The sequence below is a fragment of the Nocardia sp. NPDC127526 genome (genome assembly GCF_042672265.1).
Taxonomy (GTDB): domain Bacteria; phylum Actinomycetota; class Actinomycetes; order Mycobacteriales; family Mycobacteriaceae; genus Nocardia.
The window spans coordinates 1-15,054 of the sequence record NZ_JBHXVO010000046.1; the positions used below are offsets into that span (position 1 = coordinate 1).

The window sequence follows — 15,054 nt, forward strand, 5'->3', positions numbered from 1 at the left end:
GTCACCGAACAGTGACCGGCCGGCCGCTTCCGTGTGTGCGATCAGAGATCGGCTGCCATAGGGCGATCAGAGATCGGCGATGGCCGCAAGCGGGGGCGTCCGTGCGGCGCGCACCGCCGGCCAGAGCGCGGCGAGCACGCCGACGATCCCGGAGCAGACGAGCATGAGCACGATCTGTCCCCACGGCACCGTGATCTGCTCCAGCCCCAGATCCCGTAGCGTGCGCAGGAATCCGACGCCCAGGCCCAGTCCCAGCACCACGCCGATGACCGCGCCGAAGATGGCGATGAGCATGGACTCCAGGTAGATGGTGCGCCGCACCTGCGGCCGCTGCATGCCCACCGCGCGCAGCATGCCGATCTCCCGGCGGCGTTCCACCACCGACAGCGCCAGGGTGTTGACGATGCCGAGAATGGCGATCACCACCGCCAGCGCCAGCAATCCGTAGAGGATGGCGAGCATGGTGTTGATCTGCTGGCCCTGTGCGCCCTTGAAGTCCTCCCGGTCCTGCACCTGCACGATCGCGTAGGGCTCCATGGCCTTTTCGAGATCGGTGCGCATGGCGGGCAGATCCGCGCCGGACTGCGCGGTGATCAGCACCAGGAAGTTGGTGCGGAAGTTGACCGGCATGACCTGGTTGTACAGCGCCATGGGCGCGACCAGCGGCCCGAGCAGCTGGGTGTCCTTGTACACGCCGTTCACGGTGACCTGGTACTTCTTATTGTCCAGGCTGGTCACCTCGACGGTTTGGCCGACCTTCCAGTTCCGCTCGCCCGCAACGGTTTCCGACACCATGATGCCGTTGTCGCCGAGCTGATCGCTGCCCTGCACCATGTCGTAGCTGAGCACCTGATCCAGCGGCCCCTCCGGCACGGTGCCGAACACCTGATCGTCACCGACCTTCAGCGCCACCGCATGCAGCGGCACCACATCCCGCACGCCCTCGATGCCCTCGACGGCGGGCCCGGCCGCCAGCGGCACGCCGATGAAGCTGTTGGGCGGGCCGGCCAGGATGTAATCGGCCTTCACGCCCTTGTCCACCAGCTCCCCGACACTGGCCTTGGCGGATGCGCCGAGCATGCCGATGGCCGACACCAGCATGAGCCCGAGCGTCAGCGCGAAAGCCGTTGCGGCGGTGCGGCGCGGATTGCGATGGGCATTGTTGCGCGCCATCCGCCCGACCGGACCGAACGGCCTGGTGAGCCAGCCGAGCGCGCCCAGAATCGGCCGCGACAGCGCCGGCGAGGCGAACAGCACCGCGAAAATCAGTGCCAGCGCGCCGATTCCGACGGTGAGCGCCGCATTGCCGCCGGTGTTCCGCGCCCCCAGCACCACCAGCACCACGCCCGCGACGGCCAGCACCGCACCGGCAATGGTGCGCAGCCACAACGATTCCCCGTGCGACCCGAGTTCGGAGCGCATGGCCTCCACCGGCGGAATGGTCGCCGCCCGCCGCGCGGGAGCGTAGGCGCTGATCACCGTCACCGCCACGCCGACCAGCATGCCCACCACAATGGTGCGCGGCTGCACCGACATGGACCCGGTGGGCAGCCCGAGGTCGAAGGCATTGAGCAACGCCGAGAGCCCGAAGGCCAGGCCGACGCCGGCCACGAGTCCCAGTGCGCTGCCGATGATTCCGATGACCGTCGCCTCGGCCACCACCGACGCGCCCACCTGCCCGCGGCTCGCGCCGACCGCCCGCAGCAGCGCCAGTTCCCGCAGCCGCTGCGCGACCAGCATGGAGAAGGTGTTGTAGATGATGAAGGTGCCGACGATCAGCGCGATGGAGCCGAAGGCGAGCAGGAAGTAGTTGATGAACTTGAGCGCATCACCCACCTGCTTCTTCATGTCCTCGCGCACCTGGTCGCCGTTCTGCACCTTGAAACCCGGTACCGCCTTGGCGATCTCGTCGCGCAGCGCGTCCGGCTCCACACCGGGTTTCGCGGCGATGTCGACGTAGGCGACATGGGATCCGTCGGTGAACAGCTGCCGCGCCTGGGTGTCGTCGAACAGCACATTGATGAATCCGCCGGTATTGCCGGGCAATTCGTAGATGCCGGAGATGGTGACGTCAATATTGCCCTTGGACGGGATCAGCACCTTGGTGGTGTCGCCGACGTGCAGCCCGGCGCGCTCCGCGCCGCCCTGGTTGATGGCGACCTCACCCGCCTTGCCCGGCGGCACGCCCTCGATGAACTTGTCGGGTTCGGCGATCGCCTTGTCCGGCGGCAGATACGAGACGCCGAAGCTGGGCGCCCCGCCCGTCTGCACCGCCTTGCCGTCCTTCAACAGCACGATGGGCCCGGTCACGCTGGGCGCGACCGCCCGCACGCCGTCCATGGCCGCGATCTTCTCCACATCGGAGTTCGGAACGCCCAGGGACTGGCGCTCTTTCGGCTGCACCCGCACGTCGACGCCCTGGGCCTGATTGGCGAAGATGCCGTCGAAGGTGCGCTGCAGCGTATCGGTGAAGACGAAAGATCCTGCGATGAAGGCGGTTCCGAGCACCACCGAGAGCAGGGTGAGCGCCAGCCGCACCTTGTGCGCGGCGAGATTGCGCAAGACCACCTTGCGCATCGGTTTACCGGACATCAGATGGTCTCCAGCGACTTCATCTTGTCGAGCACGGATTCGGCGGTGGGCGAACGCAACTCGTCGACAATCTGCCCGTCGGCCAGGAACACCACGCGATCGGCATAGGAGGCCGCCCGCGGATCGTGCGTGACGATCACCACGGTCTGCCCGAACTCGTCGACGGCGGCGCGCAGGATATTGAGCACCTCACCGGAGGAGTGCGAGTCCAGATTGCCGGTCGGCTCGTCACCGAAGATGATGTCCGGCTTGCCGGCCAGCGCCCGCGCACAGGCGACGCGCTGCTGCTGACCGCCCGACAGCTCACTGGGCGTATGGGTGAGCCGGTCGCCCAGCCCGAGCCGCTTGATCACCGTGGACAGCCACTCCTCGTCGGCCTTGCGGCCCGCGATATCCAGCGGCAGCGTGATGTTCTCCAGCGCGGTCAGCGTGGGCACCAGATTGAACGCCTGGAACACGAACCCGATGCGGTCGCGCCGCAGCTTGGTCATCTGCTTGTCGGAGAGCTTGGTGAGATCGGTGTCGCCGATGTGCACGGTGCCCGAGGTGGCCGCGTCCAGCCCGGCCAGGCAGTGCATGAGCGTCGACTTCCCGGAGCCCGACGGGCCCATGATGGCGGTGAACTCGCCCCGCGCGAACTCGGCTGTCACCCCTGCCAAGGCCTGGACGCGGGTATCGCCCGATCCGTAGGTCTTCATCAGTTCGGTCGCCCGTGCGGCGACCTCGGCCGTGCCCTTGTCGAGGGTGACGGAATCCGAGACGTTCGAAGTCATGCTGTCCAGTGTGTCGATGTAGGGGGACGTGCGCCATCCGGGATGTCCCCCAGAGGCACAACCTCACAGACTCCACAAAAAGAATGATCGGATGGCGGGTAGTGATGACTGCGGATGGCCGGTAGCTCGCGATCGGGTGGGTTCAGCCGATCGGGGCGTTGTTCCACCAGTGCAGGAACTCGGCCTCGGTGGCGAGGTAGCCGGCGCTGTACATGAGAACCACGTCCCGGCCGGTGCCCGCGAAGGCCGTCACCATGCGCGGCCGATACTCCTCACTACCGTTGAGCAGGTAGTTCGTGTAGGTGTGGCCGTCGATCGTGACGGTGGAGGCGGTGTTGGCCGGTAGCGCGTCCAGCGCCGCCTGCGCGTCGGCGGCAGACGGGTAGAGCAGGAACTGATAGGCCGCCTTGCTGTTGGCGCCGAAGCAACTCCACACCGTGCGCCAGTTCCCCAGCCCCGGATCATCGCCGCCGGTCGAGGGCGGCGGCTGATCTGGGCCGTAGGTCGAGCACCCGGCGCTCTGATATCCGGACCCGGCATTGAAGCTCAGCGCCGGATCCGGATCGGGCGGCAGCATGTCCGGGAACAGGGTGGTCAGCGTCAGCGCGTCCGCGCCCTGTTGTGCGGTCGGCCCGGCCGCCGGGCTCGCGCCGGTGGTGGGCGGCGGCGCGATCGAGGGTTCGGTCGTCTCGGCGGGCGGGGTCTCGGGGACGGTCACCGTCGGCGAGTTGTTCCCGGACGTCCGGTCGATCAGCGCGAGGCAGCCGGCCAGCGCGAGGATCGGCAGGAATACGACGGCCACGATCACCAGCAGGCACCCGCGCGTCCGCGACTTGCGCTTCGGCGGTGCCGGCCGATGCGGAGCACCGGTTCCATTCGGCGCGAAATATGGTCCATTCGGACTGGAAACGGTTCCGTTCGGCACAGATTGCGATCCGACCGTCGGCGCATACGGACTCGCCGCCACCACGGGCTGCCCGGTCGGCGTCACCGGCTGAGCGATGATCGGATGCCCGCCGGAGCCCAGCAGCGCCTGCTGCGCCGCCGTCGCGAACTCGGTGCAGGAATCGAATCGCGCCGCCGGATTCTTCGCCATGGCCCGCGCCAGTACGCCGTCGAGGGCGGGCGGCAGTCCCGCGCGCAGGGCGCTCACCGGCGGCGGCGGGTCGTACAGGTGCCCGCGGATGGCCGCGCCCGGATTGGTGGCGGCGAAGGGCACCGTGCCGGTCAGCAGCCGGAACAGCGTGCAGGCCAGGGAGTACTGGTCGCAGCGGTGGTCCAGCGGCAGATCCGAGAGTTGTTCCGGCGCCGCGTAGGACAGCGTCGCGGTGAAGGATCCGGTCCGGGTGAGCTTGACCGATTCCTCCAGCAGCCGGGCGATGCCGAAGTCCGCCAGGAAGACCCGATCCTCGCCGTCATCGTGTTCCAGCAGGATGTTCGCCGGTTTCACATCGCGGTGCAGCACGCCCTTGCGGTGCGCGTAGTCCAGCGCCTGCGCGGTCTCGGCAATGATCCGGACCGCTCGAGCCGGCGGCAGATTCGCGGCGTCGAGCTCGGCGGCATCGGGACCGTCGATGTAGCGCATGGAGATCCACAGCTGATCGCCCTCGACGCCGCGATCGTAGATGGGCACGATGCGCGGATGCTCCAGCCGCGCGACCACATCGGCTTCGCGTTCGAATCGGGAGCGGATCTCCTTGTCCCCGAACAGCTCCCGATTCAGCAGCTTGAGCGCGGTGCGCCGCGGCAGGCGCGGGTGCTGCGCCAGATACACCGCACCCATGCCGCCGCGACCGAGTTCGCGCTCGATGCGGTAACCGGCGAAAACCTCACCGCTGCGCAGCAAACCGGACCTCGTTCAGTGGCAACTCCGGACCTCAGTTCAGCGGCGCCGACCGCCACCAGCGCAGCACCTCGTCCATGCTGCCCACCACGCCGTCGGTGTACATGAGGTACTGGGCGCGGTCGCCGTCACCGGTGAAGACGGTGACCATGCGCGGCCGGGACAGATCGGTGAACTGGTAGTTGGTGTAGGTCTTGCCGCCATTGGTGTCATTGGACTCGGTGTCGGCCACCAGACCGTTCACCGCCGACTGCAGATCGGCCGCCGAATCGTAGGCGTAGAAGCGGTAGAACGGATCCGCGTTGTCGCCGCCGCCGAAGCAGCGCCACTGCACGGCCCAGTTCCCGAAGTCGGGCTCGCCCTCGGACTTGTCCGGCGGGCTGCTGTAGTCGGCGGTCCAGCAGGTCGCGCTGTTGTAGCCGACATCGCCGGTGGTAGAGGCCGGCAGCATGCGCGGGAACTCGGTGATGAGGGTGTCCGCACTGACCGGCTTGCTGGTGACCGAGGTGGTGGTCGGCGACGCCGTGGTCGTCCCGCCGCCGCCTCCGCCGCCGCTGCCGCCACTGGCCGCGACCACCACCACGACGGCCACGATGACCAGCACCAGCACGCCGAGAATGGCGCCGACGATCAATCCGGTATTGGATTTACCGCCCTGCGGCCCGGGGTGATAGCCCTGCCCCATCGGCGCTCCCGGCGGACCGGCCGGCGGCGGCCCGGACGGGGTGTTGAACGAGTACGCCCCGGGCGGCGCCGTGTACTGATTCGTGGGATTCCCGGCGTAGGTATTGGCCACCGGCTGCGGCGGCGGCGTGGCCGTGTTCACCGCGGTCTGATACGCGTTCGGGGCGGCGTGCCGCGGCCCGGAGGTCTGCATGGGACCGCCGGTGGGCATCTGGCCGACGGGCATACCGGACATGGACGGTCCGGGCATGGGCTGCCCCACCGTCGGATTCTGCCCGGCGGTGTGGCCCATGACCGGCATGGGCGGCGCGGTGCGCGGATTCACCAGCGGCAGCACCGGCGAGCTGGGCGAGGCCAGCGCGCGGCGGGCCGCGGCGGCGAAATCGCTGCAGCTGTCGAACCGCTCCTCCGGCCGCTTGGCCATGGCCTTGGCCAGCACGGCGTCCAGTCCGACCGGCAGGCCCGGGCGGGCGCTGCTCAGCGGCGGCGGCGGATTCTGCAGATGGCCCTGGATGACCGCGGCCGGATTGGTGGCCGAGAACGGCCCGGCCCCGGTGAACAGCCAGAACAGGGTGCAGGCCAGCGAGTACTGGTCCGACCGCCCGTCCAGCGACGAGCCGGTCAGCTGTTCCGGGGAGGCGTAGGCCAGGGTGGCGGTGAAGGTGCCGGTCTGGGTGAGGTGGGTGCTCTCGTCGCGCAGCCGGGCGATGCCGAAGTCGGTGAGGTAGACGCGTTCGCCCTTACCGCCGGTGGAGCGGGCCAGCATGATGTTGGCCGGTTTCACGTCGCGGTGCAGCACCTGGTTGCGGTGCGCGTAGTCCAGCGCGTCGGCGGTCTCGGCGATGATCTGCACGGCGCGTTCCGGCGGCAGGCTCTGCGGGTTCACGCTGGCGGCGTCGACGCCGTCGATGAACTGCATGGAGATCCACAGCTGCCCGTCCTCGAGCCCGCGGTCGTAGACGGTGACGATATTGTGATGGTCGAGCTGGGCGACCAGGTCCGCCTCGCGTTCGAAGCGCGCGCGAATCTCCTTGTCGAAGACCATCTCCCGATTCAGCAGTTTGAGCGCCGTCATCCGGGGCAGGCGTGGATGTTTGGCCAGGTACACCGAACCCATGCCACCGCGGCCCAGCTGCCGCTCGATGACATACCCGGCGAAAACGTCACCGTTGGACAGCATGACTTGCTCCCACTTCCCACATCGCGCACCGGGACCCACCGGGGCGTGACATACCGCAAACGATCGGCGTGATCGCGCTCGGGCCGATCCGGAAAACACCAGAACCATAGCAGGGGGCGTGCGCCGCCGTGGTCACGTCGCGGGGGCGGCCGGTGCCGTTGGCCAGCAAGTCGATTCACCCCCTGATCGGGCCGAGTTCGGATTCTTTACCCACCTATCTATTCGCATCGCGCTTACGCAACACTGAACGATCTCTTGTAAATGGACACCGCATGGTCTGGTGTAAACGAAGCGTGACCCATGTCTCTTGTCGGAGGGCAGCGATAGGGTGGCAGCCATGCGCATCGGAGCTCACGTACGCAACGACAGTGATCCCATCGGGGCCGGCGAGAAGCTCGGCGCCGATGTCGTCCAGATGTTCGTGGTGGATCCGCAGAGCTGGGAGAAGCCCAAGCCGCATCCGCTGGCCGCGGAGATCAAAGCCAGCCCGATCGATGTGGTGGTGCACTCCTCCTATCAGATCAATGTGGCCAGCCTGAACAACCGGCTGCGCATGCCCTCGCGCAATGCGGTGGCGCTGCAGGCGCAGGCCGCGGCCGAGCTGGGGGCGTTCGGGCTGGTGGTGCACGGCGGGCACGTGCGCTCCGACGAGGAGATCGTCGAGGGGATCCTGAACTGGCGCAAACTGTTCCAGCGGCAGGAGGACAAGGGCGGTTTCGCGGTGCCCATTCTCATCGAGAACACCGCGGGCGGGAATCACGCCATGGCGCGGCATTTCGACGATATCGCCCGGCTCTGGGAGGCGGTCGGCGATTTCGGGGCCGGGTTCTGCCTGGACACCTGCCATGCCTGGGCCGGCGGTGAGGAGCTACTCGGCGTGGTGGAGCGGATCAAGGCCATTACCGGCCGCATCGATCTGGTGCACCTGAACTCCTCGCGCGACGAATTCGATTCCGGCGCCGACCGGCATGCCAATCTGGCCGACGGCACCATCGATCCGCAGCTGCTGGTGGAGGTGTGCAAGGCGGTGGACGCGCCCATCGTGCTGGAGACCCCGGCCGAGGGCGTGGCCGAGGATCTGGCCTTCCTGCGCGAGCAGGTCGGGTAGCGGCTTTCGATCCGGCTGACGCTAAATCTGTCTCACCGGCGGGTCTGCTGGTGTGCTCGGGCTACGCAAACGCTCGAGCGAAAGGCCATGTATGTCCGTCGAATACGCCACCGCCACCGTCGTACAGCTCGGCAGCAAGATCGGGGCCCGCGTCGACGGCGTCCGGCTGAGCGGGGATCTCGACTCGGAGACGGTGTCGCTCATTCGCGATGCCCTGCACAAGCACAAGGTGATCTTCTTCCGCGGGCAGGAGCATCTGACCGAGGACGGGCAGTACGAGTTCGCCCAGCTGCTCGGCACGCCGACCACGCCGCATCCGACCGTCACCTCCAAGGGCGTGAAGTCGCTGCCCATCGATTCGGAGTACGGGCGCGCCAATAGCTGGCACACCGATGTCACCTTCGTGGACCGGATCCCGAAGGCGTCCATCCTGCGCGCGGTGCATCTGCCGTCCTATGGCGGATCCACCACCTGGGCGTCCACCGTGGCCGCCTACGAATCGCTGCCCGCGCCGTTGAAAGTGCTGGTGGAGAACCTGCGGGCCCGCCACACCAATGCCTACGACTACGCCGCGGACCGCACCGACGTGGTGACCGAGAACGCCAAGGGCAAGGCGTACCGCGAGGAGTTCGAATCCAGCTACTACGAGACCGAGCATCCGGTGGTGCGCGTGCATCCGGTGACCGGCGAACGCGCGCTGCTGCTGGGCCATTTCGTGAAGAACTTCGTCGGCCTCACCACCGCCGAATCGCAGACCCTGTTCCAGCTGCTGCAGTACCGGGTGACCAAGCTGGAGAACACCACCCGCTGGAACTGGCAGCCGGGCGATGTCGCCATCTGGGACAACCGCGCCACCCAGCACTATGCCGTGGACGATTACGACGGCCAACCGCGGCGGCTGACCCGCATCACCCTGGCCGGCGATGTGCCGGTCGGCGTGCACGGTGACGAGAGCACCATTATCAGCGGCAATGCCGAGCACTACTCGATCATCGAAGAGGTCGCGCCGCGCGCGGCATGATGGAGGCATCCCCTGGCCCGCGGTGCTCTTGCGCGCATCGCGACCAGGGGTCCGGGGCCGGTGCGGCGGACACCCTCTCGACCGTCGCATCGGCCGCTATCGTTCAACCTTGTGAGCAACGAGATCAGGCCGCTCCACGGGGTGCGGGTACTGGAGCTGGGCAATTACGTGGCCGCGCCGACCGCGGGGCGGATTCTCGGCGACTTCGGGGCCGAGGTCATCAAGGTGGAGCGCCCGAAAACCGGTGACGAGCTGCGGAATTGGCGGCTCTACGGCGGGGACACCTCGATGCTGTACAGGACGGTCAACCGGAGCAAGAAGTCGATCACGCTGGATCTGCGCACCGAGGCCGGGCGCGAGATCGTGCCGAAACTGCTCGAGCAGTGCGATGTGCTGCTGGAGAACTTCCGGCCCGGAATGCTGGAGAAGTGGGGGCTCGGGCCCGAGGTGCTGAACGCGGCCAATCCGAATCTGGTCATCACCCGGATCTCCGCCTACGGGCAGACCGGTCCGCTGGCGAGCCGGCCCGGGTTCGCGGCGGTCGCCGAGGCGGTGGGCGGGCTGCGGGAGCTGGTGGGCGATCCGGATCGGCCGCCGGTGCGGACCGGTGTGTCGATCGGCGACTCCATCGCCGGCATCTATGCCGCTTTCGGCACGGTCATGGCGTTGTTCCAGCGCGAACGCGTCGAGCGAGTTCCGTTGGAGCAGCGCATTATCGACGTCGCGCTCAACGAGTCGATCCTGTCGGTCATGGAATCCCTCGTTCCCGACTATCTCGCCTACGGCATCAACCGGGAACGGGTGGGCGGGCGAATGGAGGGCATCGCGCCCAGCAATGCGTACCCGACCAGTGACGGGTTCAGCATCATTATCGGCGGGAACGGCGATGCCATTTTCCAGCGCTACATGCAGGTCATCGGGCGGCCCGATCTCGCCGCCGATCCTGAGCTGCAAGACAATTGGGGCCGCTGGACCAACCGCGATCGGCTCGATGCCGCCATCGCCGAGTGGACGCGGCTGCACACCCGCGACGAGGCGCTGAAGATTCTCGAGGAGGCCGCCATCCCCTGCGGTCCCATCTACACCGCCGCCGATATCGTGGCCGATGAACAGTACAAGGCGCGCAATATGATTCAGACCTTCCGCGTGGACGTCGGGGAGCCCGAGCCCAAGGAGGTCGGCTTCACCGGCATCGTGCCGGTCATCGGCGGGCAGTCGCTGCCCATCCGCAATGTCGGGCCGGATCTGGGCGAGCACACCCGCGAGGTGCTGTCGGATCTGCTCGGCATGTCCGACAAGGAGATCGACGCGCTGGAGGAGGGCTGATGATCGGGGCAGCGCGAAGCGATTCGGTGAGGGGTGGCGGTCGGGCGGCGGGTGGGCCCGCGATCTTGCGCGATGTGACGCTGCGCGACGGGCTGCAGCTCACCGGCAAGGTGCTGCCCACCGAGCGCAAGCTGGAGATGGTGCGTGAACTGCTGGCGCTGGGCGTACCGGAGCTCGAGATCGGGTCCATGGCGCGGCCGGATCTGGTGCCGCCCATGGCCAATACCCTGGAGCTGGTGTCGGCGCTGACGCCCGAGGAACTGCGGCGCTGCTGGGTGTGGGTGGCTACGCCCCGGCACGTGGCCAAGGCCGCGGCGGCGGGCGTGCGCAATTTCCAGTACTGCTTCTCGGTCTCCGACGCCCACAACAAGGCCAATATCGGCCGCACCACCGAGGACAGCCTGGCCGCCATGCCGGAGGCCGTGCGCCTCGCGCAGGAGGCCGGCGGGCGCATTCAGCTCTGTCTGGCAACGGCTTTCACCTGCCCGTTCGACGGGCCGGTGGATCCGGAGCGGGTGCTGGCCATCGCGCGCGATCCGCGCGCGGACGGCTCGGCCGATATCGTGCTCGCCGACACCCTCGGCCAGGCCCATCCCGGTCAGGTGGCCGCGCTGGTGTCCGCGGTCGCCGCCGGAGGCCATTGGGGCACACCGGAACACCGCATCGTCTTCCACGGCCACGACACCTGGGGCATGGGCGTCGCGAACTCCCTGGCAGCCATTGCGGCGGGTGCGGGCGTGGTGGACGGTGCGCTGGGCGGTCTGGGCGGCTGCCCGTTCGCGCCCGGCGCCTCCGGGAACACCTCCAGCGAGGATCTGCTCTTCGCCACTCGTCCAGGGTGGTTCACACCGCATGCGCTGGCCGCGCTGGTGCGCATGTCCGAGCATTTGCTGAATGAGCTCGGCGAACCCAATCGCTCGCGTGCGGCCGAGGGCAGTCGCTCCAAGGCCGAGGCTTTCGAATGGGTTATTCGCACGCCGGAGTGATTTTCGGCGGCATTGCTGTCAATGCCGCCAATTCACCGCAATTGTTTGCTAACCAGTTGCTCGATCCGCACGCAACTTCAGCAATACCAGCCCGGCGGTGCACGCGAGAATCAATCCCGCCACGGTGATTTCGACATGTAGGCCGGCGATCCCGAGGACGGCGCCGGTAACTCCACCTAGGAAGATGAGCCACGCGACGGTACGGGCCAGTATTGCCGACCACCGCGACGGCTGTGCGGCCGCGGGTTCCCCGGTCCGCGCGGGCGCGCGCAGCGGAGATGTCGAAAATGCACCCATCATCCACTCCTCGATGACGCTCACCGAATCCGCGCGAATCCGCGGCGCGTCCTTCGGCAAATTTCGAGCGTCTCACGTGTAACTTTGGACACACATTACGGCTCAGCAACGAAAAGTCCATACGACACGTGCGGTCAACACGCTGATTTTACTAATTCGATATCTGAATCATCGCTGTTTGAGATATTTCCGTAGCCTGTTTTGTCCGGCCCCGCTCCCGCCGAACAGACCGACCGCCCGCCTGGCCCCGAGTCACCGCCTCCGTTAGGGTGAGCCCACTCGAGACGAATCAGGAGTGCCACCAATGCACGGCAGCAACGCCGACGCGGACGAGCGCGGCGCCCTCCCGCTGCGCCGCCTACCCGCCCCGGTCAAGGGCGCGGCCGCCGCAGTAGGCGTAGTGTCCCTCGGCCTCATTCTCATAGGTTCCTGCGGCCTCGGCGGCCAGGACACCTACGTCCCCCCGCCCCCGCTGAACGCCGATCTCCAAGCCGCGCCCAGCATCTCCCGCGCCTCCGGCACCACCACCCCGGCCGTCGTCATCCCGCCCTCCCCCACCTGGCGCGTGGCCTCCGGCCCCCTCCCCCGCCGCTCCACCACGCCCCCCTCCACCACGGAGTCGGAGTCGGACACCCCGGAAAACGCGGACACCAGCGGCACCACCACCGCCCGCACCACCCGCCCCCTCCCGTCCCGCACCACCACCCCGGAGACGACGGCCGAATCCCCCCGCCCCACAACGGAACCCCCGTCGATCACCACCCCGGAGACCATCCCGCCCACGGTCGAGATCACCGAGCGCCCCCTCCCGCCCGGCGGCAACGACGGCCCGGAGTAGCAGCTCCAGGCCCGGCGGTCAGAACTCGACGAGCGTGTAGTCGGACACTCGGTCCGCGAGGACGCGGAGGTGCTCGAGGTCGCTGCCCGCGGTGCGGGCGATGGCGGTCAGGCGGGCCACATAGTGACTGACCGGATATTCGGTGGTTATGCCTATGCCGCCGTGCATTTGGATTGCCTCCTGGCCGATGTGGCGGGCGGAGCGGCCCATCTGGAGGCGGGCCCGGGAGGCGGTCACCGGGTCCAGGACGCCGTCTTCGAGGGCCGCGGTGGCGTAGTAGCTCATGCTGCGGGCCAGTTCGAGGGAGACGTACATGTCGGCGGCGCGCTGGGTGAGCGTTTGGAACTTCGACAGGGTGACGCCGAATTGCTTGCGGGTCTTCAGGTATTCGGTGGTCAGCCGCAGGGATTCCTCCATCGCGCCCAGGGATTCGGCGCAGAGAGACGCTTGAGCCACGGCGGTGGCAGCCGCAATGGCGGAGTCGGTGTCGCCGCCGGAGAGAAGTTCGGCGGAGGCGTTGGTGAACTGGACTTGGGCGCCGCGGCGTTCGTCGAAGGTGCGGTAGGGCTTGCGGGTTACGCCCGGGGCGTCGGCGGCGATCAGGAACAGGCCGGTGCTGCCGTCGGGGAGCTTCGCGCTGACCACGAGGTCGTCGGCGCAGTCGCCGTGCGGGACCGGGTTCTTGATGCCGGTCAGGGTGTAGGTGTCGCCCCGGGCTGCGGCGGTGGTGGTGAGTTCGGTTGCGGGCCAGGGGGTTCCGGGTTCTTCGTGGGCGAAGGCCAGGAGTTTGGCGCCGGCGAGGACTTCGGCGAGGATGCGCTGACGTTGGGCGGTGGTGCCCGCCTCGGCGATCAGGGTGCCAGGGACGTAGACGGCGTCGAGAATCGGTTCGGGAGCCAGGCGGCGACCTGCCTCTTCGAGGACGACCATTGTTTCCACGGGGCCCGCGCCCACGCCGCCGTCCTCTTCGGCGAAAGGCAGGGCCAGCACGCCGAGATCGGCCAGTTGGGTCCAGACGTCGCGACTCCAACCCAGGTCGGTGTCGAGGATCTTCAGGCGGGTTTCCGGATCGTAGGTGCGCGCCAGCAGGTCGCGGACCGTGTCGCGGAGCATGAGCTGTTCATCGGTGAGATCGAAATCCATGGCGGCGGCTCACAATCCGAGGATGGTGGAGGCGATGATGGTGCGCTGCACCTCGCTGGAGCCTCCGTAGATGGTGGTCTTGCGGTAGTTGAGGTAGCCGGGGCCGGTGCGTTGCGCCCAAGCGGGAGAGGCGATGTCGTCGGCGTGGACGGGGAGGGCGTCCGGGCCGGCGATGTCCAGGAGCAGTTCGGTGGCGGCCTGCTGGAGTTCGGAGCCGCGCAGTTTCAGGACCGAGGAGGCCGGATTCGGTTTGCCATCGGCGGAATTGGAGACCACGCGCATGAGGGTGAGCTCCAAGGCGAGCAGCTCGTTCTCCAGCTCGGCGATGCGGGCGGCGAAGAGCGGATCCTCGAGTAGCGTGCCCGCGCCCGAACGGATCTGGGCCGCATACTCTTTCGCCACGCCCAGCTTGACCTTGGTGCGGCCGGCGCCGGTGATGCCGGTGCGCTCGTTGCCGAGCAGGAACTTGGCGTAGGTCCAGCCCATGTTCTCCTCGCCGACCAGCTGATCGGCGGGCACCCGGACATTCTCGAAGAAGACCTCGTTGACCTCGTGACGGCCGTCGATCAGCTTGATCGGGCGGATCGTCACCCCGGGCGTCTTCACATCGAAGAGCAGCATCGAGATGCCCGCCTGCTTCTTGGCATTCGGGTCGGTGCGCACCAGGCAGAAGATCCAGTCGGCGTACTGGGCCAGGGTGGTCCAGATCTTCTGGCCGTTGACGATGTAGGAGTCGCCGTCGCGCACCGCCGTGGTGCGCAGCGAGGCCAGATCGGAGCCGGCGTCGGGCTCGGAAAAGCCCTGGCACCACCAGATGTCCAGGGCCGCGGTCGGCGGCAGGAAGCGCTGTTTGAGCTCCTCGGAACCGAACTGTGCGAGGACCGGTCCGATCATCTGCGCATTGAAGGTCAGCGGTTCGGGCACCGAGGCCAACTGCATCTCGTCTTCCCAGAGGTGCCGCTGCATGGGCGTCCAGTCCTTGCCGCCCCACCGCACCGGCCACTTGGGCGTCGCGAGCCCGTGCTCGTGCAGGATCTTGTGGGTGGTGACGATGTCGTCGCGGGAGAGCTCACGACCGTACTTGACGCGCTCCCGGATCTCGGCGGGGATCTCGGTCCGGTAGAACTCCCGGAGTTCGTCCCGGAATTTCACCTCATCTGGTGACAGGGCAAGCTTCATGACATCTCCCAACATCGCTGTCGTGTCAACGACAAACTTACTACCCGGTAAGAGGAGCCCTGTCGGCTGGATCACAGTTCCGGA

The 15,054-nt window shown here is 67.7% G+C and carries 12 protein-coding genes; 5 read left to right on the forward strand and 7 right to left on the reverse strand.

Translation table 11 applies throughout. From position 1 onward, the window contains the following. Positions 1–66: 66 nt before the first annotated feature. The 4 genes from ACFVIV_RS37170 to ACFVIV_RS37185 all read right to left on the reverse strand — a co-directional run bounded on the left by ACFVIV_RS37170 (position 67) and on the right by ACFVIV_RS37185 (position 7,072). The gene (locus ACFVIV_RS37170; protein WP_379204714.1) at positions 67–2,592 is read right to left on the reverse strand and encodes an ABC transporter permease; all 2,526 of its coding nucleotides are present in this window, start codon (positions 2,590–2,592) and stop codon (positions 67–69) included. Next, positions 2,592–3,365: an ABC transporter ATP-binding protein gene (locus tag ACFVIV_RS37175; RefSeq protein ID WP_379204716.1), complete on the reverse strand. Its 774-nt coding sequence runs from the start codon at positions 3,363–3,365 to the stop codon at positions 2,592–2,594. The genes ACFVIV_RS37170 and ACFVIV_RS37175 overlap by 1 nt, the downstream gene beginning before the upstream one ends. Before the next feature lie 142 nt (positions 3,366–3,507). Beyond that, the gene (locus ACFVIV_RS37180) at positions 3,508–5,211 is read right to left on the reverse strand and encodes a protein kinase (protein ID WP_379204718.1); all 1,704 of its coding nucleotides are present in this window, start codon (positions 5,209–5,211) and stop codon (positions 3,508–3,510) included. 31 nt (positions 5,212–5,242) lie between these two features. Then, positions 5,243–7,072 (reverse strand): protein kinase, encoded by a 1,830-nt coding sequence (locus tag ACFVIV_RS37185; protein ID WP_379204720.1) that lies wholly within the window; start codon positions 7,070–7,072, stop codon positions 5,243–5,245. A gap of 337 nt (positions 7,073–7,409) precedes the next feature. Here ACFVIV_RS37185 and ACFVIV_RS37190 point away from each other — a divergent pair, with 337 nt between their 5' ends. The 4 genes from ACFVIV_RS37190 (at position 7,410) to ACFVIV_RS37205 (ending at position 11,513) form a co-directional block, all read left to right on the forward strand. Further along, complete coding sequence (locus tag ACFVIV_RS37190; RefSeq protein ID WP_379204722.1) at positions 7,410–8,180, forward strand: deoxyribonuclease IV; 771 nt, start codon at positions 7,410–7,412, stop codon at positions 8,178–8,180. A gap of 91 nt (positions 8,181–8,271) precedes the next feature. Further along, a complete protein-coding gene (locus tag ACFVIV_RS37195; protein ID WP_379204724.1) occupies positions 8,272–9,201 on the forward strand; it encodes a TauD/TfdA dioxygenase family protein in 930 nt (309 codons plus the stop codon). Positions 9,202–9,312: 111 nt separating this feature from the next. Next, positions 9,313–10,527, forward strand: a complete 1,215-nt coding sequence (locus ACFVIV_RS37200) for a CaiB/BaiF CoA transferase family protein (protein WP_379204725.1) — start codon at positions 9,313–9,315, stop codon at positions 10,525–10,527. Continuing rightward, complete coding sequence (locus ACFVIV_RS37205) at positions 10,527–11,513, forward strand: hydroxymethylglutaryl-CoA lyase (RefSeq protein ID WP_379204727.1); 987 nt, start codon at positions 10,527–10,529, stop codon at positions 11,511–11,513. Before ACFVIV_RS37200 ends, ACFVIV_RS37205 begins: the two co-directional genes overlap by 1 nt. A gap of 48 nt (positions 11,514–11,561) precedes the next feature. Here ACFVIV_RS37205 and ACFVIV_RS37210 read toward each other — a convergent pair whose 3' ends face one another. Beyond that, on the reverse strand, positions 11,562–11,834 hold the full coding sequence (locus ACFVIV_RS37210; RefSeq protein ID WP_379204729.1) for a hypothetical protein: 273 nt from the start codon (positions 11,832–11,834) through the stop codon (positions 11,562–11,564). A gap of 280 nt (positions 11,835–12,114) precedes the next feature. On the opposite strand from ACFVIV_RS37210, the gene ACFVIV_RS37215 reads away from it, so the two are divergent. Beyond that, the gene (locus ACFVIV_RS37215) at positions 12,115–12,648 is read left to right on the forward strand and encodes a hypothetical protein (RefSeq protein ID WP_379204730.1); all 534 of its coding nucleotides are present in this window, start codon (positions 12,115–12,117) and stop codon (positions 12,646–12,648) included. A gap of 18 nt (positions 12,649–12,666) precedes the next feature. Here ACFVIV_RS37215 and ACFVIV_RS37220 read toward each other — a convergent pair whose 3' ends face one another. Both ACFVIV_RS37220 and ACFVIV_RS37225 read right to left on the reverse strand, forming a co-directional pair. Then, positions 12,667–13,791 (reverse strand): acyl-CoA dehydrogenase family protein, encoded by a 1,125-nt coding sequence (locus ACFVIV_RS37220; protein WP_379204732.1) that lies wholly within the window; start codon positions 13,789–13,791, stop codon positions 12,667–12,669. A 9-nt stretch (positions 13,792–13,800) separates the two neighbouring features. After that, a complete protein-coding gene (locus ACFVIV_RS37225; RefSeq protein WP_379204734.1) occupies positions 13,801–14,970 on the reverse strand; it encodes an acyl-CoA dehydrogenase family protein in 1,170 nt (389 codons plus the stop codon). Positions 14,971–15,054: the final 84 nt, after the last annotated feature.